This is a genomic window from Streptomyces sediminimaris, from assembly GCF_047049295.1.
GTDB classification, from domain to species: domain Bacteria; phylum Actinomycetota; class Actinomycetes; order Streptomycetales; family Streptomycetaceae; genus Streptomyces; species Streptomyces sediminimaris.
This window is the reverse complement of the sequence record NZ_JBJWOT010000001.1, coordinates 4,999,782-5,022,041: the sequence shown is the minus strand read 5'-3', so window position 1 is coordinate 5,022,041 and position 22,260 is coordinate 4,999,782. Positions and strand designations below refer to the sequence as shown.

Here is a 22,260-nt window from a genome sequence, read left to right as displayed (position 1 = left end):
CCGGGTGACGGGCCGGCGCTGTGCGGCCGATGGGTGGCCGACGGGTGCCCGAAGGGTGGCCGACGGGCGCCCGAAAGGCCCGGCGGCCGGTCGTCAGAAGAGGGCCGTGTCGGCGAAGCGCAGGATCAGCTGGGGGGCGCCGGAAAAGGCGACGGCGAGGACGCCGGTGAGAGTGATGGCAGCGGTGAGCGGCGCGGGGAGACGGTGCCCGACGGGCTCGCCCTCGGGTGCGCGGAACAGCAGCGCCGTCCACTGGAGGTAGTAGAAGAGCGCGATCACGACGTTGGCGGCCATGACCACGGCCAGCCAGCCGAGTCCCGCGTCGACCGCCGCCGAGAACACGGTGACCTTGGCGAAGAGGCCGATGATGCCCGGGGGCAGTCCTGCCAGGCAGAGCAGGAAGAAGGCCATCACAAGTGCGGCGAGCGGGTTCGTGGCGTAGAGGCCGCGGTAGTCCGTGACGCGGTTCGCGGCCCTGGTGCGGCCCACCAGCGCGACCACGGCGAAGGCTCCGAGGTTCACGGCCGCGTACATGAGGGCGTAGGCGACCGTGGAGCCGATGGAGTGTTCGGCGTCGCCGGAGTAGGCGGCCGCGGCGATCGGTACGAGGAGGTAGCCGGCCTGGCCCACCGATGACCAGGCGAGGAGCCGTACCGCGCTGTACGCGCGCGTGGCCTGCTGGCGGAGGGCGCCGACGTTGCCGACGGTCATGGTGAGCGCGGCCAGGGCGGCGAGCGCGGGGCCCCAGACGTCGGCGTAGGAGGGGAACGCGACGACGGTGACGAGGATCAGGCCGGAGAAGCCGACCGCCTTGCCGACGACCGAGAGGAAGGCGGCGACCGGCAGGGGCGCCCCTACGTAGGTGTCCGGGACCCAGAAGTGGAAGGGCGCGGCGGCTGTCTTGAAGGCGAAGCCGATCAGGGTGAGGACCACACCGGTCTGGGCGAGGGTGTGCAGCTGTCCGTCGACGTGCTGGATGCGGTCGGCGATCTGGGTGAGGTAGAGGGTGCCCGTGGAGGCGTACACGAAGCTGATGCCCATGAGGCTGACGGCGGTCGCGGTGACCGACGACAGGAAGAACTTCAGGGCCGCTTCGGAGGACTTCTTGTCGCCGTACCGGAGGCCGACGAGCGCGAAGGCCGGCAGAGAGGCGACCTCGAGGGCGACGATCAGGGTCGCGAGGTCGCGGGAGGCGGGCAGCAGGGCCGCGCCGGCCGCGGAGGACAGCAGCAGGAACCAGTACTCCCCTTCGGGGAGTTGTCTGTCGGCGTCCTTCAGGGCGGTCACCGACAGGAGTGCGGCGAGGAGGGCGCCGCCGAGGACGAGGAGCTGGATCACCAGGGTGAACCGGTCGGCCGTGTAGCTGCACGCGTGCGTGCCGTGCACGCAGAAGGTGCTGCGGTCGCCGTCCCGCAGCGGCAGGAGCATCAGCGCGGCGGCGGCCAGGCCCGCGACGGAGAGCCAGCCGAGGAGGGGCTTGCGCGCCTCGGCCAGAAACAGGTCGGCGACGAGCACCACGAGCGCGACCACGGCGGCGATGGCCGGCGGCGCGACGGCGAGCCAGTCGACGGACTGGACGAGGTTCGCGGCCAGCGGCTGGGCCAGGGAGCTCATCGGGTGCCTCCTGCGAGGAGCTGCTGGACGGCCGGGTCGGTCAGGCCGAGCAGGGCCCTGGGCCACAGCCCGGCGACGACGGTGAGGGCGACGAGCGGGGTCCAGGCCGCGAACTCGTACGTGTGGACGTCGGCGAGCTGCGGCGTCTCCTCCGGTACGGCGCCCATGCAGACGCGGCGGACCACGACGAGCATGTACGCGGCCGTCAGGAGGGTGCCGAAGGCCGCGATCGCCATGAAGGTGAGGAAGGCGGGGCGGTTGAGGTCGGCGGCGGGCTTGAACGCGCCGAACAGCGCCAGCATCTCGCCCCAGAAGCCGGCCAGGCCCGGCAGCCCGAGCGAGGCCACGGCGCCGAAGGCGAGCAGGCCGCCGAGGCGGGGGGCCTGGCCGTAGAGCGCGGCGCCCGTCCGGAGATCGTTCGGTGCGGCAGAGCCGCTCGTCGTGGGGCCGCGGTCGGGAGACGGGAGGGAGAGGGTGTCGAGGTCGGTCGTGCCCGTGCGGTCCTTCAGCGCGCCGACCAGGAAGAAGAGCAGGCCGGTGATGAGGCCGTGGGCGATGTTGGCGAACAGTGCGCCGTTCACGCCGGTCGGGGTCATGGTCGCGATGCCGAGCAGGACGAAGCCCATGTGGCCGACGGAGGAGTAGGCGATGAGCCGCTTGAGGTCACCCTTCGCGCCCTGCTTGACGAGGGCCAGGCAGGCCAGAGATCCGTAGATGATCCCGACGACGGCGAAGGCGGCGAGGTAGGGCGCGAAGGTGTGGAATCCGTCCGGCGCGATCGGCAGCAGAATCCTGACGAAACCGTACGTACCCATCTTCAGCAGGACACCGGCCAGCAGGACCGAGCCGACGGTCGGCGCCGAGGTGTGGGCGTCGGGCAGCCAGCTGTGCAGCGGCCACATCGGCGTCTTGACAGCGAGCCCGATCCCGATCGCCAGAACGGCGATGACCTGCACGGATGAGGTCAGTGACCGGCCGTTGTCAGTGGCGAGTGCCACCATGTCGAATGTGCCGGACCTGAGGCCGATCAGGAGCAGGCCGAGCAGCATGACGACCGAACCGAGCAGTGTGTAGAGGATGAACCGCCAGGCGGCCCGGGTCCGGCCCTCGCCGCCCCAGCGGGCGATGAGGAAGTACATCGGGATGAGCACCATCTCGAACGCCAGGAAGAACAGCAGCAGATCGAGGACGGCGAAGGTCGCGAGGGTGCCGGACTCGAGGACGAGCAGCAGTGCGACGAAGGCCTTCGGGGTCGGGCCCGCGGGCATCTTGAAGTACGAGTAGAGCGCGCACAGGAAGGTCAGCAGCGCGGTCAGGACCAGAAGGGGGAGGGAGATGCCGTCGATGCCGAGGTGGATGCGCACGTCCAGCGCGGGGATCCAGCTGATGTCGGTCGTGGCCTGCATCGTCGACGGATGGTCGTGGTCGAAGCCGAGCGCGAGGACGATCGCGGCGATGAGGACCACGCCGGTCACCGTCACGCCGTGGCGCAGCACGGCCTGCTCGGGCGACTTCCCCTTCAGCCCGGGCGGGGCCGGCAGGAGGGCGGCGAGCGCGCCGAGGAGCGGCACGACGACGATCAACGCCAGAAGGGCCTGCATCACGGACTCGCTGATATCGATCACGCCTGCTCACGCTCCCGTGGCGACGAGGACGGCGGCGACCGCGAGGACGACGGTGCCGGCGAGCAGCGCGCTCACATAGGTCTGCACATTGCCGGTCTGGGCGCGCCGTACGGCGGCACCCAGCAGGCGGGGTAGGGCCCCCGCACCGCGTACGTAGGTCTCGACGACCTCGCGGTCCAGGAACCGGACGAGACTCGCTCCGGCCAGGACCGGGCGGACGAAGAGAGCCGCGTACACGGCGTCCAGGTGGAAGCCGACGGCCGCGTGCCGGTGCAGCGGGCCGAGCAGCAGCCGTCCCGGGTCCGCCGGGTCGGGCGCGGAGGCGACGTCGCCGTACGCGGGCGCGTGGCTGGCGATGGCCTCGGCCTCGACCAGTCCGGCGTCGCCCTCGGGGTGGGCCGCGACCGCGCCCAGCGGGACTCCGGCCGCGAGTGCCGTGCTGTGCCGCCAGGCGGCGTAGGTGACGATGCCGCCGACGAGGGCCACGCCGGTGCCGAGCACGGAGGTGGTCAGGGCCGGCGCGAGACCGCGGCCGTCGAACCAGTCGGGCAGCAGGCGGTAGGTGAATCCGCCGAAGGCGAGGGACGGGAGGGCGAGGACCCACAGCACCACGGTCATGGTGAGCGGCTGACGGCCGTGGTCGGGGGCCTCGGCGCCCCGGCCGCGGAAGGCGAGCAGCCACAGCCGCGTCGCGTACGCGGCGGTGAGCGCGGCGGTGACCAGGCCGGCGAGGAGGGTGATCCAGCCTGCGGCGCCGGGGGCGTGCCCGGTGTGGCCGGTGGCGACGTGCTCGGCGGCGCCGAGGACGGACTCCTTGGAGAAGAAGCCGCTGAAGGGCGGGATCGCGGCGAGCGCGAGCAGCGCCACGGTCATCGTCCAGAAGGCGTCGGGGACGCGCTCGCGCAGGTCCTTCATGCGGGACATGGCGGCCAGCGAGTTGGTGCCGGCGGCGTGGATGATCACGCCGGCCGCGAGGAAGAGCAGCGCCTTGAAGGCGCCGTGGGCTAGGAGGTGGAAGACGGCGGCGGAACGGTCGCCGACGGCGAGGGCGCCGGTCATATAGCCGAGCTGGCCGATCGTCGAGTAGGCGAGGACGCGCTTGATGTCGTCCTGGGCGAGCGCGGCGATGCCCGAGCCGAGCATCGTGACGGCGGCCATGACGGCGAGGACCACCATCGCGGCCGAGGATGCCTCGAAGACCGGAAGGAGACGGGAGACGAAGTAGACACCGGCGGCGACCATGGTCGCGGCGTGGATCAGCGCGGAGACGGGCGTCGGGCCCGCCATCGCGTCGGGGAGCCAGGTGTGCAGCGGGAACTGCGCCGACTTGCCCGCCACGCCGGCCAGGAGCAGCAGGGCGACGAGCGTCGGGTGGCCGAGTCCGCCGTGTGCGACGGCGCCGAGGATCTTCGTGATGCGGAAGGACCCGGTGTCGGTGGCGAGGGCGAACAGGCCGATGAGGAAGGGGACGTCACCGAGCTTGGTCACCAGGAAGGCCTTGATGGAGGCGGCGCGGGCCTCCGGGGTCTCCCAGTAGTGGCCGACCAGGAAGTACGAGCAGATGCCCATGACCTCCCAGCCGACCAGGAGCACGATCAGGTCGCCGGAGTAGACGACGAGCAGCATCGCGGAGGTGAACAGGGAGACGAGAGCGGCGTAGGAGGGGTAGCGCGGGTCGTCGCGCAGGTAGCCCGTCGAGTAGATCTGCACGCAGGAGGCGATGACGCCGACCAGGACGGCGACGAGGGCGGCGAAGCCGTCGATGTGCAGGGCGAGTTCGATCGGGACCGAGCCGGTGGGCGTGAGCTCGGTGTGCGCGTCGACGGCCTGGTCGCCGCCCTGGCGCACGGCGACCAGCACGGCCAGCACGAAGGCGGCGAGGGACGGCAGGACGGCGAGCGGGCGGACGAAGCCGGGGGCCGTGCGGCCCAGGAGCAGGCCGGCCGCGGCGCCCAGGAACGGCAGAAGGGGGACGAGGGCGGCGAGGGTGGTCGTGGTCACGCGGTGGCCTCAGCCTTCCCGGTCCGGTCCGCCGTCAGGGTGTCGCCGTCGGGACCGTCGCTCTCGTGGCCCTCGGCGCTGTCGCGGAGCCTGTCGATGTCGGAGGTGCCGCGGTTGCGGTAGACGGCGAGGACGATCGCCAGGCCGATGCCGATCTCGGCGGCGGCGATGGCGATGGTGAACAGGGTCAGGGCCTGGCCGGAGTGCAGCGTGTCGCGGGCGGTCTTGCTGAGCCAGACGTCGAAGGCGACGAGGTTGAGGTTGACGGCGTTGAGCATCAGCTCGACGGACATCAGGACCAGGACCGCGTTGCGGCGGGCCAGGACGCCGTACAGGCCGGTGCAGAACAACAGGGCGGAGAGCACGGCGGGATAGGCGAGGTGCATCAGCGGACACCTTCCTTCTCGCTTCGGGCGCCCGCTGGGGCCGGGGAGCTCGCGGCACCGGACGCCTCGTCCGCCTTGGCCTTGCGGGACAGGACGATCGCGCCGACCAGGGCGGCGAGGAGGAGTACGGAGAGGGCCTCGAAGGGGAGGACCCAGTTCTGGAAGAGGCTCGCCCCGGTGGCGGCGGTGGAGCCGGCGGCCGGTCCGTCCAGGTCGATCCAGGTCGTGCGGAAGGCGTCGACGACGACCCAGACCAGGGCGGCGGCCGCGGCGACCGCCACGGTGAGGGCGGCCCAGCGGTTGCCGGAGTCCGCGTCCGGGGAGCGGCCGATGGGGGCCTTGGTGAGCATCAGACCGAACAGGAGGAGGACGACGACGGAACCGACGTAGATGAGGACCTGCACCCAGGCGATGAACTCGGCGGTGAGCAGGAGGTATTCGACGGCGAGGCCGCCGAGGGTGACCACCAGCCACAGGGCGGCGTGAACCAGCTGCCGGGTGGTGACCGTGACCAGGGCCGCGCCGAAGGTGACCAGGCCGACGAGGAGGAAGGCGATCTCGACGCCGGTCGGGGAGAGGAAGCCGTGGGCGTCGGCGGCCAGGGTCGTGGCGGGGGCCGCGGTGGCGGCTGCGGCGGGGCTCACGACTCTCCTTCCCGCGGTTCCGCCTGGGCGGCCGCCAGCTTCTCGGCGGTCTTGCGGGCGGCGGCGATCTCCTTCGGTTCCTCCGCGGCGGGGTCGAGGGCCGGCGGGGCGGGGACCGTCCACATCCACTCGCGGAGCTTGTCGCGTTCGTGGGTGAGCTCGTGGATGTCGGTCTCGGCGTACTCGAACTCCGGTGACCAGAACAGGGCGTCGAAAGGACAGACCTCGATGCAGATACCGCAGTACATGCACAGGGCGAAGTCGATGGCGAAGCGGTCGAGGACGTTGCGGCTGCGTTCGCGGCCGCCGGGGGCCGCCGCGGGGACCGTCTCCTTGTGGGAGTCGATGTAGATGCACCAGTCCGGGCACTCGCGGGCGCACAGCATGCAGACCGTGCAGTTCTCCTCGAACAGGCCGATGACGCCGCGGGTGCGGGGCGGCAGGTCGGGCTGGACGTCGGGGTACTGCTCGGTGACGGACTTGCGCGTCATCGTGCGCAGAGTCACGGCGAGGCCCTTGGCCAGGCCGGAGCCGGGGATGCGGGACCGCGTGGTCGGCAGCGGCTCAGCCATCAGGAGATCACCACCTTGACGATGCCGGTGAGGGCGATCTGGGCGAGGGAAAGGGGGACGAGGAGGGTCCAGGAGAGCTTCTGGAGCTGGTCCTCGCGCAACCGGGGATAGGTGACGCGGAGCCAGATCACGAGGAAGGCGAGGACGGCCGTCTTCAGCAGCGTCCAGACCCAGCCGAGGCCGTCGGCGCCCCAGGGGCCGTGCCAGCCGCCGAGGAAGAGGACGGTGGTCAGACCGCACAGGACGATGATTCCGGCGTACTCGGCGAGGAGGAACAGGGCGAAGCGGAGACCGGTGTACTCGGTGTACGCGCCGAAGATGATCTCCGAGTCGGCGACGGGCATGTCGAAGGGCGGGCGCTGGAGTTCGGCGAGTCCGGCGACGAAGAAGACGACCGCGCCGACGATCTGCCAGGGCAGCCACCACCACTCGAAGGCGTCCAGGATGCCGGGGAGGGAGACGGTGCCGGCCGCCATCGCCACGGAGGCTGTGGCGAGGAGCATCGGGAGCTCGTAGGCGAGGAGCTGGGCCGCGGTGCGCAGGCCGCCGAGGAGGGAGAACTTGTTGGCGGAGGCCCAGCCGGCCATGAGGGAGCCGAGGACGCCGACGCCCATCACCGCGAGGACGAAGAAGATGCCGGCGTCCAGGACCTGGCCGACCGCGCCCTCTCCCGGGCCGATGGGGATGGCGAGGAGGACGACGAGGTACGGCAGGAGGGCGACGGCGGGGGCGAGCTGGAAGACGCGGCGGTCCGCGCCCCTCGGCACGATGTCTTCCTTCTGTGCGAACTTCACGCCGTCGGCTACGAGTTGGGCCCAGCCGTGGAAGCCGCCGGCGTACATCGGACCGAGGCGGCCCTGCATGTGGGCCATGACCTTGTGCTCGGTCTGGCCGACGATCAGGGGGAAGGTGAGGAAGACGACGAAGACGATCAGGAGTCGCAGGGTGACGTCCAGGGCGTCGGTCACTGCGGGCCTCCTGCGGGGTCTTCGGGGTGCGCCGTGTTTTGGGGGTCTGCGGCGGGGTCCTCCGGGTTCGCCAGATCGTGCTTCCCCGAACCGGCGTCGGCGTCGGTCTCGGAGCCTGTGTCTGCGTCGGTGTCGGCGTCAGCGCCTGTGTCTGCGTCTGCGTCTGCGTCTGCGTCGGGGCCTGTGTCTGCGTCTGCGGGCGGTTTCGGCGCTCGCTCGCGTGCGCGCGTCGGCTCGGCGTCTCGCTCGGCGTCCGGCTCGATGTCCGGCTCGCCGTCCCGCTGGTCGACCGGCTCCGCGACCGGGCTGGGCGCCTTCTCATCACCCGGCTCGTCGAACGCCGGGCGGGCGTGGTGCCACGGGGCGTCGGAACTGCGGGAGGCGGGGCGGGGGTTCCGGCCCTCTGCCGACGGGACGGCAGCGGTCTGAGAAGAGGAGTCTTCGCTGGGCGCGGCCTCTGCGGCACCGGATTCGGCAGCCGGCCGCTGGCTCGCCGACCCCTCTGCGGCCGTTCGGGCACGCCGAGGTCCGGCCGCCGCCTCACCACCGGGCTCCGCAGCAGGTCGCCGACTTGCCGAGCCCTCCGCCGCCGAACGAGAACGCCGCGACGCACCCGCACCCGCACCCTCACCAGCCGCCGCAGCCTGACTGACCGACCCCTCCGCCGCCGAACGGGAACGCCGCGACGCACCCGTGGCCGCACCGGCTGCGGCTGCCGCCGTCTGACTGGCCGAGCCTTCCCCGGCCGAACGCGTGCGCCGCGCCGGGCGTTCGCCCGCCGCCGTTCGGCCCGCTCCTCGTGCCGGGCGGGTGGGGGCGGGTGGGAGTTGGCCCTTCTGGGGGCCCCACTCGTTGGGGTCGGGGACGCCCGGGGGGAGCATCTGGCGCCGCTTGGGACCGCCGTGGTCGGACTCGCCCGGCTCCTTGGCGCCGGGCCAGGCCTTGGCGACGCGGGCGGCGAGGACGAAGTCCTTGCGGAGGGGGTGACCTTCGAAGGTCTCCGGCAGCAGCAGGTGATCCAGAGCCGGGTGGCCCTCGAAGCCGACGCCGAACATCTCGTGGGTCTCGCGTTCGTGCCAGGCGGCGCCCGCGTACACGCCGACGGCGGAGGGCAGCGTCGGGGCCTCGTGCGGGACCGTGGTGCGTACCAGCAGACGGCGCACGGGAGACAGGGACACGACGTGGGCCGCGACGCGGAAACCCGTGCCCGGTTCGTCCACCGCGCTGAGCCAGTCGAAGTACGTGCAGGACAGCCGGTCGCGCGCGGCCTCCAGGGCGGTGAGCCAGGACGCCGGCGGGACGTCGACCGTAAGCACCTCGTACGACTCCTCGGCCGTGGCCTCCGGACCGAACAGTTCCTCGGCGGGGGCGGGCAGCCAGCCGACGGTGCTCATCGGCCCTCCCCGGAAGGGGACCCGGCCCCCGGTGGCCGGACCAGGTCGCTCTGCAGGGCCGCGGCCGAGGCACGGGAGGTGCCGTACCGCTCCCCCAGCGACTCCCGGGCGATCTTCTCCTGGAGCTTCAGGATCCCCTGGAGCAGGGCCTCGGGGCGGGGCGGGCAGCCGGGGACGTAGACGTCGACCGGGATGATCTGGTCCACGCCCTTGGTGACGGAGTAGGAGTCCCAGTAGGGGCCGCCGCAGTTGCTGCAAGCGCCGAAGGAGATGACGTACTTCGGTTCGGGCATCTGCTCGTAGAGGCGCTTCACGGCGGGCGCCATCTTGTCCGTGACCGTTCCGGAGACGACCATCAGGTCGGCCTGGCGCGGGCCCGGCGCGAAGGGGATGACGCCGAGCCGGATGAAGTCGTGGCGGGCCATCGACGCGGCGATGAACTCGATCGCGCAGCAGGCCAGGCCGAAGTTGAAGACCCAGAGGGAGTAGCGGCGGCCCCAGTTCAGAACCACCTTCATCGGCTCCGGAGCGAGACGGGCCAGCGCGCCGAGCCTCCCCCTGCCTTCCGCGGGGGGACTCCCGGGCTCCGGCAGCAGAACGGGCTCCGGACCCGCGACCGCCTTCACCGGCTGCCCGTCCCGTCCGCCTCGTTCGTCTCGTCCGCCCCGTCCGTCCCGTCCGTTCTGTTCGTTCTGTTCGTTCTGTCCGTTGGTGTCTGGCGTCGTCATGTCCATGCCAGAACGCCCTTCTTGTATGCGTACAGCAGGCCCACGGTCAGGAAGCCGAGGAAGACGAACATCTCCACGAGCGTCGTGGCGCCGTAGCCGGGGGCGGCGAAGACCGTCGCCCAGGGGAACAGGAAGATCGAGTCGACGGCGAAGATGACGTACAGGAAGGCGTAGACGTAGTAGCGGACCTGGGTGTGGGCCCAGCCCTCGCCGACGGGGTCGACTCCGCACTCGTACGTCAGGAGCTTCTCGGGGGTGGGCACCACGGGCCGCAGCAGGCGGCCGGCCCCGAAGGCGACCGCGACGAAGAGCACGCCGACGAGGGCGAGCAGTCCGACGACGGAGTACGACTGGAAGTAGTCCGCCGCGACGACGGTCGGTTCCCGCACGTCCGTCTCCTCGCTCCCTGACTCGGCACGCCGCTGTGACCTGCGGCCCTGATGAACACCGCTGTTCGACGATCTGTACGCACGGGAGTCTAGGCCCTGATAAAGGGACGGTAAGCAGCCCATCACGCCTTGAGATGCGCTTGAGACGCCGGGCACGCTTCCGGGCAGGACGCCGGGCACGCTTCCGGGCAGGACCGGGCACCCTTCTAGGCGGGACGCCGGGCGCCCTTCCGGGCGGGACGCCGGGCGCCCTTCCGGGCGGGATGCCGGGGTGGGGTTTTCCCCAGGGGGCGACGGCTGCCGACCTCATGGCGCGAGCGGGCGGCGCACGGCACGCTGGCCCATATGACCGAACGACTCTCGCGCCCGATGGGGGCTGTGGAAGGTGACGGCGACCGTCTGCCGCCTCCCCGTTTCGCCTACGACCGGCAGACCTGGAAGGAGATCGCCCACCTCCTGGTGAACCTCCCGGTGGGGCTGCTCGGGTTCGTCTACGTCGTGACGGCGCTGTTCACGAGCTTCGGGCTGACGGTGACGGTGATCGGCTTCCCGCTGCTCGCGGCCGCGCTGGCGGGCTCGCGGATGCTGGGCCGGATGGAGCGGACACGGGCCAGGAAGCTGCTCGGGACGCACGTCGAGGAGCCGAGCCCGCTGCCCGGACGCGGCACCGGCTTCCTCCCGCGGCTGTGGATGCGGCTGAAGGACCCGGTGGGCTGGCGGGCGGTGCTGTACGGCTTCATCCGGTTGCCCTGGGGCGTCCTCACCTTCGCCACCACGCTGACCTCGCTGTTCGTGCTGTGGCCGGTGCTGCCGTTCGTCGCGCGGGGGCTGACCAACGCCGACCGGGCGATGGTGCGCGGGCTGCTGTCGCCCTCCGACGAGCTGGAGCGGCGCATCGCGGAGCTGGAGTCGGACCGGGGGGTGGTGGTCGACACGGCCAACGCCGATCTGCGGCGGATCGAGCGCGATCTGCACGACGGGGCGCAGGCCCGGCTGGTCAACCTGGCGATGGGCCTCGGCCTGGCCAAGGAGAAGCTCCTGGAGGACCCCGACTCGGCGGCGGAGATGGTCGCTGAGGCGCACGGCGAGGTGAAGCTCGCGCTGCAGGAGCTGCGGGACCTGGCCCGCGGCATCCATCCGGCCGTCCTCACCGACCGGGGTCTGGACGCCGCCCTGTCCGCGGTGGCCTCGCGCTGCACCGTCCCCGTGACGGTGACGGTCGACCTCGACGCACGACCCGCCGCGGCCATCGAGGGCATCGCCTACTTCACCGTCTCCGAGCTGCTGCAGAACGTCAGCAAGCACAGCGGGGCGAAGACCGCGTCGGTCGAGGTGTGGCGGGCGAAGGAACGGCTGCTGATCCAGGTGGAGGACGACGGGTCGGGGGGCGCGCACCTGGGGAGCGGGGGTGCGTCGCGCGGCGATCCGGCTGAGGGCGGCGATGGGAGACCCGAGGGCGGTACGGGCATGCAGGGGCTCGCCGACCGGCTGGACGCGGTCGACGGGCTGTTCGTCATCGACTCGCCGCGGGGCGGGCCGACCGTCATCACGGCGGAGCTGCCGTGGCGCGACCGCGCGCCCGGCGACGGGCGCCCCGCCGGGAGGTGACGGGCGCCCCGCCGGGAGGTGAGGTGGGGAAAACCCCCCTTCCAAGAGACCGACGTACTCCATGGAAGGCGGCCCCGCGGCGGAGGAACGTGGAGGTACCGCGGGACAGCCGCAGGGACGGGCAGGACGAGCAGGACGAGCAGAACGGACGACGCCGATGGCCGCGCAGTACGGGCAGGGCTACGGGCAGGACCAGGTGCAGGGCTACGGGCAGAACCACGCGCAGAACCACGCGCAGGGCCACGCGCAGGGTTACGGGCTCGGATACGACGACGGTCCCGGCCGCGGCGAGCGCCGGCGGCTGCCGGCCGGGCTGCGGGCGCCGTTCGAGGCGCGCAGCTGGCGGGAGTTCGCGTATGTGCTGCTGAGCCTGCCGATCGGCGTCGCGCTCTTCGTCTACGCCGTCACGATGGTCTCGCTCGGGGCCGGTCTGCTGGTGACGTTCCTCGGTGTCCCGGTGCTCGCCGCGGGGCTGGCCGGCTGCCGGGGCATCGCGGCGCTGGAGCGGACGCGGGCGCGCGCGCTGCTCGGTCTGGAGGTGGCCGACCCCGAGCCGCTGCGGATGCGGAAGTCCGGGGTGATGGCCTGGATGGGGGCGGTGCTGAAGAGCGGCACGTCCTGGCGGACGCTGCTGTACGCGCTGCTGCAGTTCCCCTGGTCGGTGTTCTCGTTCGTGGTCGCGCTGAACTTCTGGGCGTACGGATGGGCGCTGCTGACGTACCCGCTGTGGTTCTGGCTCTTTCCCGTGTACGGCGGCCAGGGCGGGCTCCAGCTCTACGGCGACTCCAGCCACAGCGTCTACCTCGACAACCCCTTCGAGATCACCGTCACCGCGCTGGTGGGGTTGGTCTTCACGCTGGCCACGCCGTGGATCGTGCGGGCGCTGACGACGGTGGACCGGCTGATGGTGCACGGGCTGCTCGGGCCGTCGCGGCTGTCGGCGCGGGTGGTGGAGCTGGAGTCGGACCGCGGGGTCGTGGTGGACACCGCGGCCGCGGACCTGCGGCGGATCGAGCGGGACCTGCACGACGGGGCGCAGGCCCGGCTGGTGGCGCTCGCCATGGATCTGGGGCTGGCGAAGGAGAAGCTGGCGGAGGATCCGCGGGCGGCGGCGCGGATGGTGGACGAGGCGCACGGCGAGGTGAAGACGGCGCTCCAGGAGCTGCGGGACCTGGCGCGCGGGATCCATCCGGCGGTGCTGACGGACCGCGGGCTGGACGCCGCCCTGTCCGCTGTGGCCTCGCGGTGCACCGTGCCGGTGCAGGTGGAGGTCGACCTGGACGAGCGGCCGGCGCCGGCGATCGAGGGGATCGCGTACTTCACGGTGTCGGAACTGCTGCAGAACATCAGCAAGCACGCGCGGGCCACCTGGGCGGCCGTGGACGTGTGGCGAGTGGAGAACCGGCTGATGGTGCAGGTCATGGACAACGGGGTCGGCGGCGCCGACGCCTCCGGCGGCTCGGGGCTGGCGGGGCTGGCCGGGCGGCTGGACGCCGTGGACGGGATCCTCGTGGTGGATTCGCCGGCCGGTGGGCCCACCCGGGTCACCGCGGAGCTGCCCTGGCGCGGGGAGCGGGCGCTCGGCTGAGGGCCGGGGACCGCCCGCGCGGGCCGAAAGTCGTCCTGCGCTGCACTCCTGCGCTGCACATGTTCGCGCTGATTGCCGTTCCCCCGGCGCAGTCCGGTCCGAATGCTGGAATGCTGGACTACTGGCATACGGAAACGGGCTGGGGGGCCGGACATCGTGGAGGACAGGGTGCGGGTGGTCATCGCCGAGGACTCAGTGCTGCTCAGGGAGGGGCTGACCCGGCTGCTGACCGACCGCGGGCACGACGTCGTCGCCGGTGTGGGTGACGGGGAGGCGCTGATCAAGACGATCACCGAGCTGGACGGACAGGGCGAGCTGCCGGACGTCGTGGTCGCGGACGTGCGGATGCCACCGACACACACCGACGAGGGCGTGCGGGCGGCGGTGCAGTTGCGCAAGGCGCATCCCGGACTCGGTGTGCTGGTGCTGTCGCAGTACGTGGAGGAGCGCTACGCCACCGAACTGCTGGCCGGTTCCAGCCATGGCGTCGGCTATCTGCTCAAAGACCGCGTGGCCGAGGTCCGGGAGTTCGTGGACGCGGTGGTGCGGGTGGCCCAGGGGGGCACCGCGCTGGACCCGGAAGTGGTCGCGCAGCTGCTCGGCCGCAGCCGTAAGCAGGACGTGCTGGCGGGGCTGACGCCCCGGGAGCGGGAGGTGCTGGGGCTGATGGCCGAGGGACGGACGAATTCGGCCATCGCACGGCAGCTCGTGGTCAGCGACGGCGCCGTCGAGAAGCACGTGAGCAACATCTTCCTGAAGCTCGGACTTTCCCAGAGTGACGGGGATCACCGGCGTGTTCTCGCGGTACTCACCTATCTGAACTCATGACGGGCTGACACTTGGTCCGTGGGCGGCTGTCCGCTCGTCGCGCCCGGCTGTCCATCCGCCTGTCGGTCTGTCGGTCCGTCCGTCGGTCCGTCTGTCGGTCCGTCCGTCGGTCCGTCTGTCGGTCCCGCTGTCGGTCCGTCTGTGAGTCCGCCCTAGAACTGCCCTAGAACTGCCCTAGAACCGAAACGGACGCGGGGAGCGTCTTCAAAGGAGCGCCGGGGGGCGAGAAATCATGACAAGTCGGGGTGTCGCGGCGTCTCGGATTCGTGTCCATCATGCGAATGGCCGCGGGAAGGCGACCCTAACCGACGTAGGGTTGATCCTGGGAGGGCCTGCGGGAAGGCCGGTCCCAGACAGCCGCCTCGAGGGAGGTCCAGTTCAGTGACCAGCCAGGTCAGCAGGACAGCGGAGCAGGCAGACGGAGCCGTCGTCGGAGAACAGCGCGAACCGGGCGGAGCGAAGGACGTACGGAGGCTGGACCGGGTGATCATCCGGTTCGCGGGGGACTCCGGCGACGGTATGCAGCTCACCGGCGACCGGTTCACCTCCGAGACGGCGTCCTTCGGCAACGACCTGTCGACGCTGCCGAACTTCCCCGCCGAGATCCGCGCCCCCGCCGGCACCCTGCCGGGTGTCTCCTCCTTCCAGCTCCACTTCGCCGACCACGACATCCTCACGCCGGGCGACGCGCCGAACGTCCTGGTCGCGATGAACCCGGCCGCCCTGAAGGCGAACATCGCCGACCTGCCGCGCGGCGCGGAGATCATCGTCAACACGGACGAGTTCACCAAACGGGCGATGCAGAAGGTCGGCTACCCGGCCTCCCCGCTGGAGGACGGCTCGCTCGACGGCTACAGCCTGCATCCGGTGCCGCTGACGACGCTGACGGTCGAGGCGCTGAAGGAGTTCGACCTCAGCCGCAAGGAGGCCGAGCGCAGCAAGAACATGTTCGCGCTGGGGCTGCTGTCGTGGATGTACCACCGGCCGACCGAGGGCACGGAGAAGTTCCTGCGCTCCAAGTTCGCCAAGAAGCCCGAGATCGCCGAGGCGAACCTCGCCGCCTTCCGCGCCGGCTGGAACTTCGGCGAGACGACCGAGGACTTCGCGGTCTCCTACGAGGTCGCGCCGGCCGCCACCGCCTTTCCGCCCGGCACCTACCGCAACATCTCCGGCAACCTCGCCCTCGCCTACGGCCTGATCGCCGCCTCACGCCAGGCCGACCTGCCGCTGTTCCTGGGCTCGTACCCGATCACCCCGGCCTCGGACATCCTGCACGAGCTGAGCAGGCACAAGAACTTCGGCGTGCGCACCTTCCAGGCCGAGGACGAGATCGCCGGCATCGGCGCGGCGCTGGGCGCGGCCTTCGGCGGCTCGCTGGCCGTGACCACCACCTCCGGTCCCGGCGTGGCGCTCAAGAGCGAGACCATCGGGCTCGCGGTCTCGCTGGAGCTGCCGCTGCTGGTCGTGGACATCCAGCGGGGCGGGCCGTCCACCGGCCTGCCGACCAAGACCGAGCAGGCCGACCTGCTCCAGGCGATGTACGGCCGCAACGGCGAGGCGCCGGTGCCGGTCATCGCCCCGAAGACCCCGGCCGACTGCTTCGACGCGGCCATGGAGGCGGCGCGGATCGCGCTGACGTACCGCACCCCGGTGGTGCTGCTGTCCGACGGCTACCTGGCCAACGGCTCCGAGCCGTGGCGCATCCCCGAGCTCGACGAGCTCCCGGACCTGAGCGTGCAGTTCGCGCAGGGCCCGAACCACACCCTCGACGACGGCACCGAGGTCTTCTGGCCGTACAAGCGCGACCCGCAGACCCTCGCCCGCCCCTGGGCCGTCCCCGGCACGCCCGGCCTCGAACACCGCATCGGCGGCATCGAGAAGGAGGACGGCACCGGCAACATCTCCTACGCGCCCGCCAACCACGACTTCATGGTCCGCACCCGCCAGGCCAAGGTCGACGGCATCGACGTGCCGGACCTGGAGGTCGACGACCCGCACGAGGCGCGGACGCTGGTGCTCGGCTGGGGTTCGACGTACGGGCCGATCACCGCCGCGGTACGGCGGCTGCGCGCGGCCGGGGAGTCGGTCGCGCAGGCCCATCTGCGCCACATCAGCCCCTTCCCGCGCAATCTCGGAACGGTGCTGAAGCGCTACGACAAGGTGGTGATCCCCGAGATGAACCTCGGGCAGCTCGCCACCCTGATCCGGGCGAAGTACCTGGTCGACGCCCACTCGTACAACCAGGTGAACGGTATGCCGTTCAAGGCCGAACAGCTCGCCACGGCTCTCAAGGAGGCCATCGATGGCTGAGACGTCCACGGAAGGCACGGGCACGATCGAGGCGCTCTCCCTCGTTCCCAAGGCCGAGGCCCGCCAGTCCATGAAGGACTTCAAGTCCGACCAGGAAGTGCGCTGGTGCCCCGGCTGCGGTGACTACGCGATCCTGGCGGCCGTGCAGGGCTTCATGCCGGAGCTGGGCCTGGCCAAGGAGAACATCGTCTTCGTCTCGGGCATCGGCTGCTCGTCCCGCTTCCCGTACTACATGAACACGTACGGCATGCACTCCATCCACGGACGGGCCCCGGCCATCGCGACCGGTCTGGCCTCCAGCAGGCGCGATCTGTCGGTGTGGGTCGTCACGGGCGACGGCGACGCCCTGTCCATCGGCGGCAACCACCTCATCCACGCCCTGCGCCGGAACGTCAACCTCAAGATCCTGCTGTTCAACAACCGGATCTACGGTCTCACCAAGGGGCAGTACTCCCCCACCTCGGAGATCGGCAAGATCACGAAGTCGACGCCGATGGGGTCGCTCGACGCGCCCTTCAACCCGGTGTCGCTGGCCATCGGCGCGGAGGCGTCCTTCGTCGCCCGGACCATCGACTCCGACCGCAAGCACCTCACGTCGGTGCTGCGCGAGGCGGCCGCCCACCCGGGCACGGCGCTGATCGAGATCTACCAGAACTGCAACATCTTCAACGACGGCGCCTTCGACGCCGTCAAGGACAAGCAGCAGGCCGAGGAAGCGGTGATCCGGCTGGAGCACGGGCAGCCGATCCGCTTCGGGGGTGGGGGCACCTCCCGCTCGAGCGGAGCCGAGAGTGGGGGAGGTTCACGCGGTGTCGTGCGGGACCCGGCGACCGGTGATCTGAAGGTCGTCACCGTGACGCCGCAGAACGAGGCGGACGTGCTGGTCCACGACGCGCACGCCGCGTCGCCCACCACCGCCTTCGCGCTGTCCCGGCTGGCCGACCCGGACACCCTGCACCACACCCCGATCGGTGTGCTCAGGTCCGTCGACCGCCCGGTGTACGACACGCTGATGGCCGACCAGCTCGACTCGGCCGTCGAGCACCACGGCAAGGGCGACCTGGCGGCCCTGCTGGCCGGCGGCGACACCTGGACGGTCGTCGGCTGACGGAGCGCGATCAGGAGAAACAGGAACGCGAGCGGGAGCAGGAGGGGGAGCAGGAGGGGCGAGCGGGATCAGGAACAGGGGCATCGGGAGCGGGATCAGGGAGCGTCGGGACCTGCTCGGCGGGTGTCGTACGCCTCCCGGGCCTGCTGCACCGCGTCCATCCGCTTCTTCGTCCACATCGCCAGGCCGCGCACCTGCTCCGCCGCCTCCCGGCCCAGATCGGTCAGGGAGTAGTCGACCCTGGGCGGGATCACGGGCTTGGCGTCACGGTGCACCAGGCCGTCGCGTTCCAGGGTCTGGAGGGTCTGGGTGAGCATCTTCTCGCTGACGCCGCGGCCGTAGCCGCCGACGGCGCGGCGCAGTTCGCTGAAGCGGTAGGGGCGGTCGAGGAGCTCGATCAGGACCAGGACACCCCAGCGGCTGGTGACATGTTCGAGGACGAGGCGATAGGGGCACATCGCCTCGACGACCGTCTCCGTTCTACTTACTCCCATGCCAGTACCTTACTTCAAAGTTGGTACTTTCCAATAGTTAGCGCAGCTCCTAGGGTAAGTGTCATCCGCACCCCACAAGGAGTTCGCCATCATGAGCATCGTCGTCACCGGCGCCACCGGACACCTCGGCCGCCACGTCGTGGAACAGCTGCTGGAGAAGGTCCCCGCCGACCGGATCACGGCGGTCGTACGGGACGCATCCAGGGCCGCCGACCTCGCCGGACGCGGCGTGAGGCTCGCGGTCGCCGACTACAACAGCCCCGAGACCTTCGGCGGCGTCTTCTCGGCCGGGGACAAGGTGCTGCTCATCTCCGGCACCGAGTTCGACAAGGACCGGGTCGCCCAGCACAAGGTCGTGATCGACGCCGCGAAGGCCGCCGGCGTCGCCCTGCTCGCCTACACCAGCGCCCCCGCGAGCCTGACGGCCGCTCTCGCCGACGACCACCGCGGCACCGAGGCGGCCCTGCTCGCCTCCGGCGTGCCGTACACGCTGCTGCGCAACGGCTGGTACCACGAGAACTACACCGAGAACCTCGCCCCGGTGCTGGAGCACGGCGCCGTCGTCCAGGCCGCCGGCGAGGGCCGCGTCTCCTCCGCCTCGCGCGCGGACTACGCGGCCGCCGCGGTCGCGGTCCTGACCGGCGAGGGCCACGAGAACAAGGCGTACGAGCTGGGTGGCGACGAGGCGTGGAGCTTCGCCGAGTACGCGGCAGAGCTGAGCCGGCAGACCGGCCGGGAGATCACCTACAACCCCGTCTCGGTCGAGGCCTACACCGGCATCCTGACCGGCGCCGGCCTGCCCGGCCCGCTCGCCGCGATGTTCGCGGGCGTGGACGCCTCCATCGAGAAGGGCGAACTGGTGGTCTCCACCGGTGATCTGTCCCGGCTGGCCGGCCGTCCGACCACCCCGCTCTCCGACGCCGTCGCGGCGGCACTCAAGGGCTGACGGCGGCCGGGCACCGACTCCCCCTGCACCCGCGCCCCGCGCACCCCGGGGCTCCCGGACTGCCCGGACCGCCCGGACTGCCCGGGCTCTCGGACTCTCGGACTCTCGGACTCTCGGGCTCTCGGGCTCTCGGACTGCCCGGACCCCCCGGCGGCCCGCGAGGACACCACCCTCGCCTGTCATGACCGTATGGCGATACGGGCATGACAGGTGAGGGTGGTTGGCGTTACCTTCTGCCTGGCACACGTGTGCGGCAAGGTGAGGAGGGCCCGTGAGCGGGAAGTCGAGCGGCGAGCGACGCACAGGACTGCTGAACGGCTTCGCGGCCTACGGGATGTGGGGCCTGGTCCCCCTCTTCTGGCCGCTGCTGAAGCCCGCGGGCGCGGTGGAGATCCTCGCCCACCGGATGGCCTGGTCCCTCGTCTTCGTGGCCGTCGCCCTCGTCGTGACACGGCGCTGGGCCTGGGCCGGCGAGCTGCTGCGGCAGCCGCGCAGGCTCGGGCTGGTCACGGTCGCCGCGGCCGTGATCACCGTCAACTGGGGCGTCTACATCTGGTCCGTGAACAGTGGGCACGTGGTCGAGGCCTCGCTCGGGTACTTCATCAACCCGCTGGTCACCATCGCCATGGGCGTGCTGCTGCTGAAGGAGCGGCTGCGTCCGGTGCAGTGGGTGGCCGTCGCGACCGGCTTCGCCGCCGTCGTCGTGCTCACCGTGGGCTACGGGCAGTTGCCGTGGATCTCGCTCACGCTCGCCTTCTCGTTCGCCACGTACGGGCTGGTGAAGAAGAAGGTCGCCCTCGGCGGGATGGAGTCGCTGGCCGCCGAGACCGCGATCCAGTTCATACCCGCGGTCGGCTATCTGCTGTGGCTGTCCTCGCGGGGCGGGTCTACGTTCGCGACCGAAGGGGCGGGGCACGGAGCGCTGCTCGCGGCGACCGGGGTGGTCACCGCGCTGCCGCTGGTCTGCTTCGGGGCGGCGGCGATCCGGGTGCCGTTGTCGACACTCGGGCTGCTGCAGTATCTGGCGCCGGTGTTCCAGTTCCTGCTCGGGATCTTCTACTTCCACGAGGAGATGCCGGTGGAGCGGTGGGCCGGGTTCGGGCTGGTGTGGGTGGCGCTGTCCCTGTTGACCTGGGACGCGTTGCGCGCTGCGCGCGGACCCCGCAGGATCCGGGCGCCGAAGGCGGAGGCTCCGGCCGCCACGGCGGTGGACGTGTGACGCCGGACGGGCCACTGCCACCGCCGCTCCTGCGGCGCGTGGTCCACGGCTGTCTTTCTGAATCCCGGCTCCTGACGCCCTCCCCTACTGACGCCCTCCCCTACTGACGCCCTCGTCTCCTGACGTTCTCGTGTCCTCGTGTCCTGGCGTCATGGCGTCACGGCGTCACGGCGTCACGGCGTCACCGTGTCCTGGCGTCACGGCGCCCTGGCGTCCGGGAGCGAGTCGTCTGCTACGGGGCCGACTTGCGGGCGCGTTCCGTGAGCCTGCCCATGCGGGCGCGGGCCGACTCCAGTTGCTCGATGTCGTCGGCGGCCGGGCCGTCCTCGGCGGTGAGCTCGGTCCACAGGCCGATCAGCTCGCGGCCCAGCTCCAGCCCCTGCCGCGGTTCGCGCACGGCGCGCCAGGCGGAGGCCGCGCTCTGGACGTTGCCGTAGGCCGCCTCCGCGTCACCGGTGCGCCGGCGGATCCGGGCGAGGTCCAGCGAGAGCCGGAAGGAGCGGACCGGGTCACCGGCCAGGTAGGCGATGTACGCGGTGAGTTCGCGTAGCCGCAGTACCTCGTCGTGGTCCGGTCCGAGTGCCGCCGACGCCTCCGCGACCGCGCTCTCGGCCAGTCCCGCCGCCGCTTCCGTCCGGCCCGCCTTCACGGCCTCGTTGATCTGCGCCATCGGTTCCACGAGGAAGCTGGTGGTGGCCGGCGGCTCGTCGCCGAGGACGGCCTCGGCCACGGCGTCGAAGCCGCGGGCCGGGGTCTGCCTGGCGTCGGGGTCGGCGGCCGGGTCCACGTCCAGGGGCATGACGGTGAGGGAGGAACTCGACGGACGTCCGGAGGCGGGTTCCGGCCGTCGGGCGGGTTCCGGCCGTCGGGCGGGTTCCGGCCGCGGGGCGGGCGTGTCCTGGGGGGCCGGGTGGCGCTGCGGCACCGCGTCCATCGGCGGCGGCGGGCCGAACTCGCCCTTCGGCGCCGCGACCGTGCCGGGGGCCCGGTCCTCGGCCGACTCGGGCACCGCCCGCAGCGGGAACGTCGACGGGGCGTCCGCCCCGCCCGGTTCCGGGACGGCCCGCAGGGGGAACGTCGGCACGTTCTCCCCCAGCGGCTGCGGCTCCGACACCGCCCGCAGCGGGAAGGTCGGCGCGGTCTCCCGCTGAGGTTCCGAGGCCGCCCGCAGGGCATGCGTCGGCTTGTCGCGCCGGGGCTGCCGCTCGGATTCGGACTGCCGCGCCCCCGCCGCGGGGGCCTCCGGCTCGGCGGGCGGCACGGACGGCAGCGGGGAAGCAGCCGGATACGAGGACGGAGCCGGTGAAAGTGCCGCTGCCGCTTCCGGTGCCTGTGTCGGCGTCCGTGCCGGTACCGGAGCGGGCGGCGGAGGCGGAGGCGGGAGCACCCGCGCCGCCTCCCCAGGCTGCCCCGCAGGGGCCGACTGCGCGGGGGCCGACTGCGAGGGCGCCGCCGGCTGTCCGGCGGGTGCCATCCGCGCAGGCTCCCCCGTGAAGCCGCTGGCTCCGTCGGGTGCCACCTCGAGGGGGACGACGTAGCCGATCCGCTCGTCGTGGACCGTGGCCAGGACCGGGTGGCCGGTGGCGAGGGCGATGCGCGTGAGGTGGTTCAGGACGGCCTGCTGGATCTCCTCGCCGGCCGCCGCGCCGACCGGCACACCGCCGACCCACGCGCCCACCGGCCCCGCCACGGGGACGCGGACGTCGATCGGGGCCGCCGCGAGGGCCGCCGAGCCCGCGGCGTGCTTGTGTTCCCGCTTGTTCTCGCGGCTGAGTCGAGACATCGCTTCCCTCACTCGGATGCGTCGGGGAGTCCGTGGACGGCGCGTCCGGCTTCCA

The 22,260-nt window shown here is 71.7% G+C and carries 19 protein-coding genes; 7 read left to right on the top strand and 12 right to left on the bottom strand.

Translation table 11 applies throughout. The features are described 5' to 3' along the window. Positions 1-93: 93 nt before the first annotated feature. The 10 genes from ACJ9NR_RS23380 to ACJ9NR_RS23335 are packed head-to-tail and all read right to left on the bottom strand — an operon-like array spanning position 94 to position 10,321. The gene (locus ACJ9NR_RS23380; protein WP_412494292.1) at positions 94-1,614 is read right to left on the bottom strand and encodes an NADH-quinone oxidoreductase subunit N; all 1,521 of its coding nucleotides are present in this window, start codon (positions 1,612-1,614) and stop codon (positions 94-96) included. Continuing rightward, positions 1,611-3,239, bottom strand: a complete 1,629-nt coding sequence (locus ACJ9NR_RS23375) for a complex I subunit 4 family protein (RefSeq protein WP_412494291.1) — start codon at positions 3,237-3,239, stop codon at positions 1,611-1,613. Before ACJ9NR_RS23375 ends, ACJ9NR_RS23380 begins: the two co-directional genes overlap by 4 nt. 6 nt (positions 3,240-3,245) lie before the next feature. Further along, positions 3,246-5,240: an NADH-quinone oxidoreductase subunit 5 family protein gene (locus ACJ9NR_RS23370; RefSeq protein ID WP_412494290.1), complete on the bottom strand. Its 1,995-nt coding sequence runs from the start codon at positions 5,238-5,240 to the stop codon at positions 3,246-3,248. Further along, positions 5,237-5,626: an NADH-quinone oxidoreductase subunit NuoK gene (nuoK, locus tag ACJ9NR_RS23365; protein ID WP_412494289.1), complete on the bottom strand. Its 390-nt coding sequence runs from the start codon at positions 5,624-5,626 to the stop codon at positions 5,237-5,239. Before nuoK ends, ACJ9NR_RS23370 begins: the two co-directional genes overlap by 4 nt. After that, the gene (locus ACJ9NR_RS23360; RefSeq protein WP_412494288.1) at positions 5,626-6,270 is read right to left on the bottom strand and encodes an NADH-quinone oxidoreductase subunit J family protein; all 645 of its coding nucleotides are present in this window, start codon (positions 6,268-6,270) and stop codon (positions 5,626-5,628) included. Before ACJ9NR_RS23360 ends, nuoK begins: the two co-directional genes overlap by 1 nt. Then, the gene (locus tag ACJ9NR_RS23355; RefSeq protein ID WP_412494287.1) at positions 6,267-6,842 is read right to left on the bottom strand and encodes a NuoI/complex I 23 kDa subunit family protein; all 576 of its coding nucleotides are present in this window, start codon (positions 6,840-6,842) and stop codon (positions 6,267-6,269) included. The genes ACJ9NR_RS23360 and ACJ9NR_RS23355 overlap by 4 nt, the downstream gene beginning before the upstream one ends. After that, positions 6,842-7,810, bottom strand: coding sequence for a complex I subunit 1/NuoH family protein (locus tag ACJ9NR_RS23350; RefSeq protein ID WP_412494286.1), 969 nt, complete (start codon positions 7,808-7,810; stop codon positions 6,842-6,844). Before ACJ9NR_RS23350 ends, ACJ9NR_RS23355 begins: the two co-directional genes overlap by 1 nt. Continuing rightward, entirely contained in the window at positions 7,807-9,204 is a 1,398-nt protein-coding gene (locus ACJ9NR_RS23345; RefSeq protein WP_412494285.1) for an NADH-quinone oxidoreductase subunit C, read from the bottom strand. The genes ACJ9NR_RS23350 and ACJ9NR_RS23345 overlap by 4 nt, the downstream gene beginning before the upstream one ends. Then, entirely contained in the window at positions 9,201-9,938 is a 738-nt protein-coding gene (locus ACJ9NR_RS23340; protein WP_412494284.1) for an NADH-quinone oxidoreductase subunit B, read from the bottom strand. The genes ACJ9NR_RS23345 and ACJ9NR_RS23340 overlap by 4 nt, the downstream gene beginning before the upstream one ends. Further along, complete coding sequence (locus ACJ9NR_RS23335) at positions 9,929-10,321, bottom strand: NADH-quinone oxidoreductase subunit A (protein ID WP_412494283.1); 393 nt, start codon at positions 10,319-10,321, stop codon at positions 9,929-9,931. The genes ACJ9NR_RS23340 and ACJ9NR_RS23335 overlap by 10 nt, the downstream gene beginning before the upstream one ends. Positions 10,322-10,666: 345 nt before the next feature. On the opposite strand from ACJ9NR_RS23335, the gene ACJ9NR_RS23330 reads away from it, so the two are divergent. The 5 genes from ACJ9NR_RS23330 (at position 10,667) to ACJ9NR_RS23310 (ending at position 17,763) form a co-directional block, all read left to right on the top strand. Further along, on the top strand, positions 10,667-11,929 hold the full coding sequence (locus ACJ9NR_RS23330; protein ID WP_412494282.1) for a sensor histidine kinase: 1,263 nt from the start codon (positions 10,667-10,669) through the stop codon (positions 11,927-11,929). 157 nt (positions 11,930-12,086) lie between these two features. After that, positions 12,087-13,517: a sensor histidine kinase gene (locus ACJ9NR_RS23325; RefSeq protein WP_412494281.1), complete on the top strand. Its 1,431-nt coding sequence runs from the start codon at positions 12,087-12,089 to the stop codon at positions 13,515-13,517. 168 nt (positions 13,518-13,685) lie between these two features. Further along, a complete protein-coding gene (locus tag ACJ9NR_RS23320; protein WP_277751740.1) occupies positions 13,686-14,345 on the top strand; it encodes a response regulator transcription factor in 660 nt (219 codons plus the stop codon). 381 nt (positions 14,346-14,726) lie between these two features. After that, positions 14,727-16,655 (top strand): 2-oxoacid:acceptor oxidoreductase subunit alpha, encoded by a 1,929-nt coding sequence (locus ACJ9NR_RS23315; protein ID WP_412494280.1) that lies wholly within the window; start codon positions 14,727-14,729, stop codon positions 16,653-16,655. Further along, positions 16,648-17,763 (top strand): 2-oxoacid:ferredoxin oxidoreductase subunit beta, encoded by a 1,116-nt coding sequence (locus ACJ9NR_RS23310; protein WP_412494279.1) that lies wholly within the window; start codon positions 16,648-16,650, stop codon positions 17,761-17,763. The genes ACJ9NR_RS23315 and ACJ9NR_RS23310 overlap by 8 nt, the downstream gene beginning before the upstream one ends. A gap of 95 nt (positions 17,764-17,858) precedes the next feature. Here the strand turns inward: ACJ9NR_RS23310 and ACJ9NR_RS23305 are convergent, their stop codons facing one another. Continuing rightward, positions 17,859-18,257 (bottom strand): winged helix-turn-helix transcriptional regulator, encoded by a 399-nt coding sequence (locus tag ACJ9NR_RS23305; protein ID WP_412494278.1) that lies wholly within the window; start codon positions 18,255-18,257, stop codon positions 17,859-17,861. 91 nt (positions 18,258-18,348) lie between these two features. Here ACJ9NR_RS23305 and ACJ9NR_RS23300 point away from each other — a divergent pair, with 91 nt between their 5' ends. Beyond that, positions 18,349-19,203 carry an SDR family oxidoreductase gene (locus ACJ9NR_RS23300; RefSeq protein ID WP_412494277.1) on the top strand — a complete coding sequence of 285 codons (855 nt, stop codon included), beginning with the start codon at positions 18,349-18,351 and terminating at the stop codon, positions 19,201-19,203. 271 nt (positions 19,204-19,474) lie between these two features. Beyond that, positions 19,475-20,422 carry an EamA family transporter RarD gene (rarD, locus tag ACJ9NR_RS23295; protein ID WP_412494276.1) on the top strand — a complete coding sequence of 316 codons (948 nt, stop codon included), beginning with the start codon at positions 19,475-19,477 and terminating at the stop codon, positions 20,420-20,422. 232 nt (positions 20,423-20,654) lie between these two features. Here the strand turns inward: rarD and ACJ9NR_RS23290 are convergent, their stop codons facing one another. Beyond that, the gene (locus ACJ9NR_RS23290) at positions 20,655-22,205 is read right to left on the bottom strand and encodes a tetratricopeptide repeat protein (protein WP_412494275.1); all 1,551 of its coding nucleotides are present in this window, start codon (positions 22,203-22,205) and stop codon (positions 20,655-20,657) included. Positions 22,206-22,260 lie beyond the last annotated feature (55 nt).

Coding starts and splice junctions, on each gene's coding strand:
- ACJ9NR_RS23380 (WP_412494292.1), bottom strand. CDS start 1,614: ATGAGCTCCCTGGCCCAGCCGCTGGCCGCGAACCTCGTCCAGTCCGTC.
- nuoK (WP_412494289.1), bottom strand. CDS start 5,626: ATGCACCTCGCCTATCCCGCCGTGCTCTCCGCCCTGTTGTTCTGCACC.
- ACJ9NR_RS23355 (WP_412494287.1), bottom strand. CDS start 6,842: ATGGCTGAGCCGCTGCCGACCACGCGGTCCCGCATCCCCGGCTCCGGC.
- ACJ9NR_RS23345 (WP_412494285.1), bottom strand. CDS start 9,204: ATGAGCACCGTCGGCTGGCTGCCCGCCCCCGCCGAGGAACTGTTCGGT.
- ACJ9NR_RS23340 (WP_412494284.1), bottom strand. CDS start 9,938: ATGGACATGACGACGCCAGACACCAACGGACAGAACGAACAGAACGAA.
- ACJ9NR_RS23330 (WP_412494282.1), top strand. CDS start 10,667: ATGACCGAACGACTCTCGCGCCCGATGGGGGCTGTGGAAGGTGACGGC.
- ACJ9NR_RS23325 (WP_412494281.1), top strand. CDS start 12,087: ATGGCCGCGCAGTACGGGCAGGGCTACGGGCAGGACCAGGTGCAGGGC.
- ACJ9NR_RS23310 (WP_412494279.1), top strand. CDS start 16,648: ATGGCTGAGACGTCCACGGAAGGCACGGGCACGATCGAGGCGCTCTCC.
- ACJ9NR_RS23305 (WP_412494278.1), bottom strand. CDS start 18,257: ATGGGAGTAAGTAGAACGGAGACGGTCGTCGAGGCGATGTGCCCCTAT.
- ACJ9NR_RS23300 (WP_412494277.1), top strand. CDS start 18,349: ATGAGCATCGTCGTCACCGGCGCCACCGGACACCTCGGCCGCCACGTC.
- ACJ9NR_RS23290 (WP_412494275.1), bottom strand. CDS start 22,205: ATGTCTCGACTCAGCCGCGAGAACAAGCGGGAACACAAGCACGCCGCG.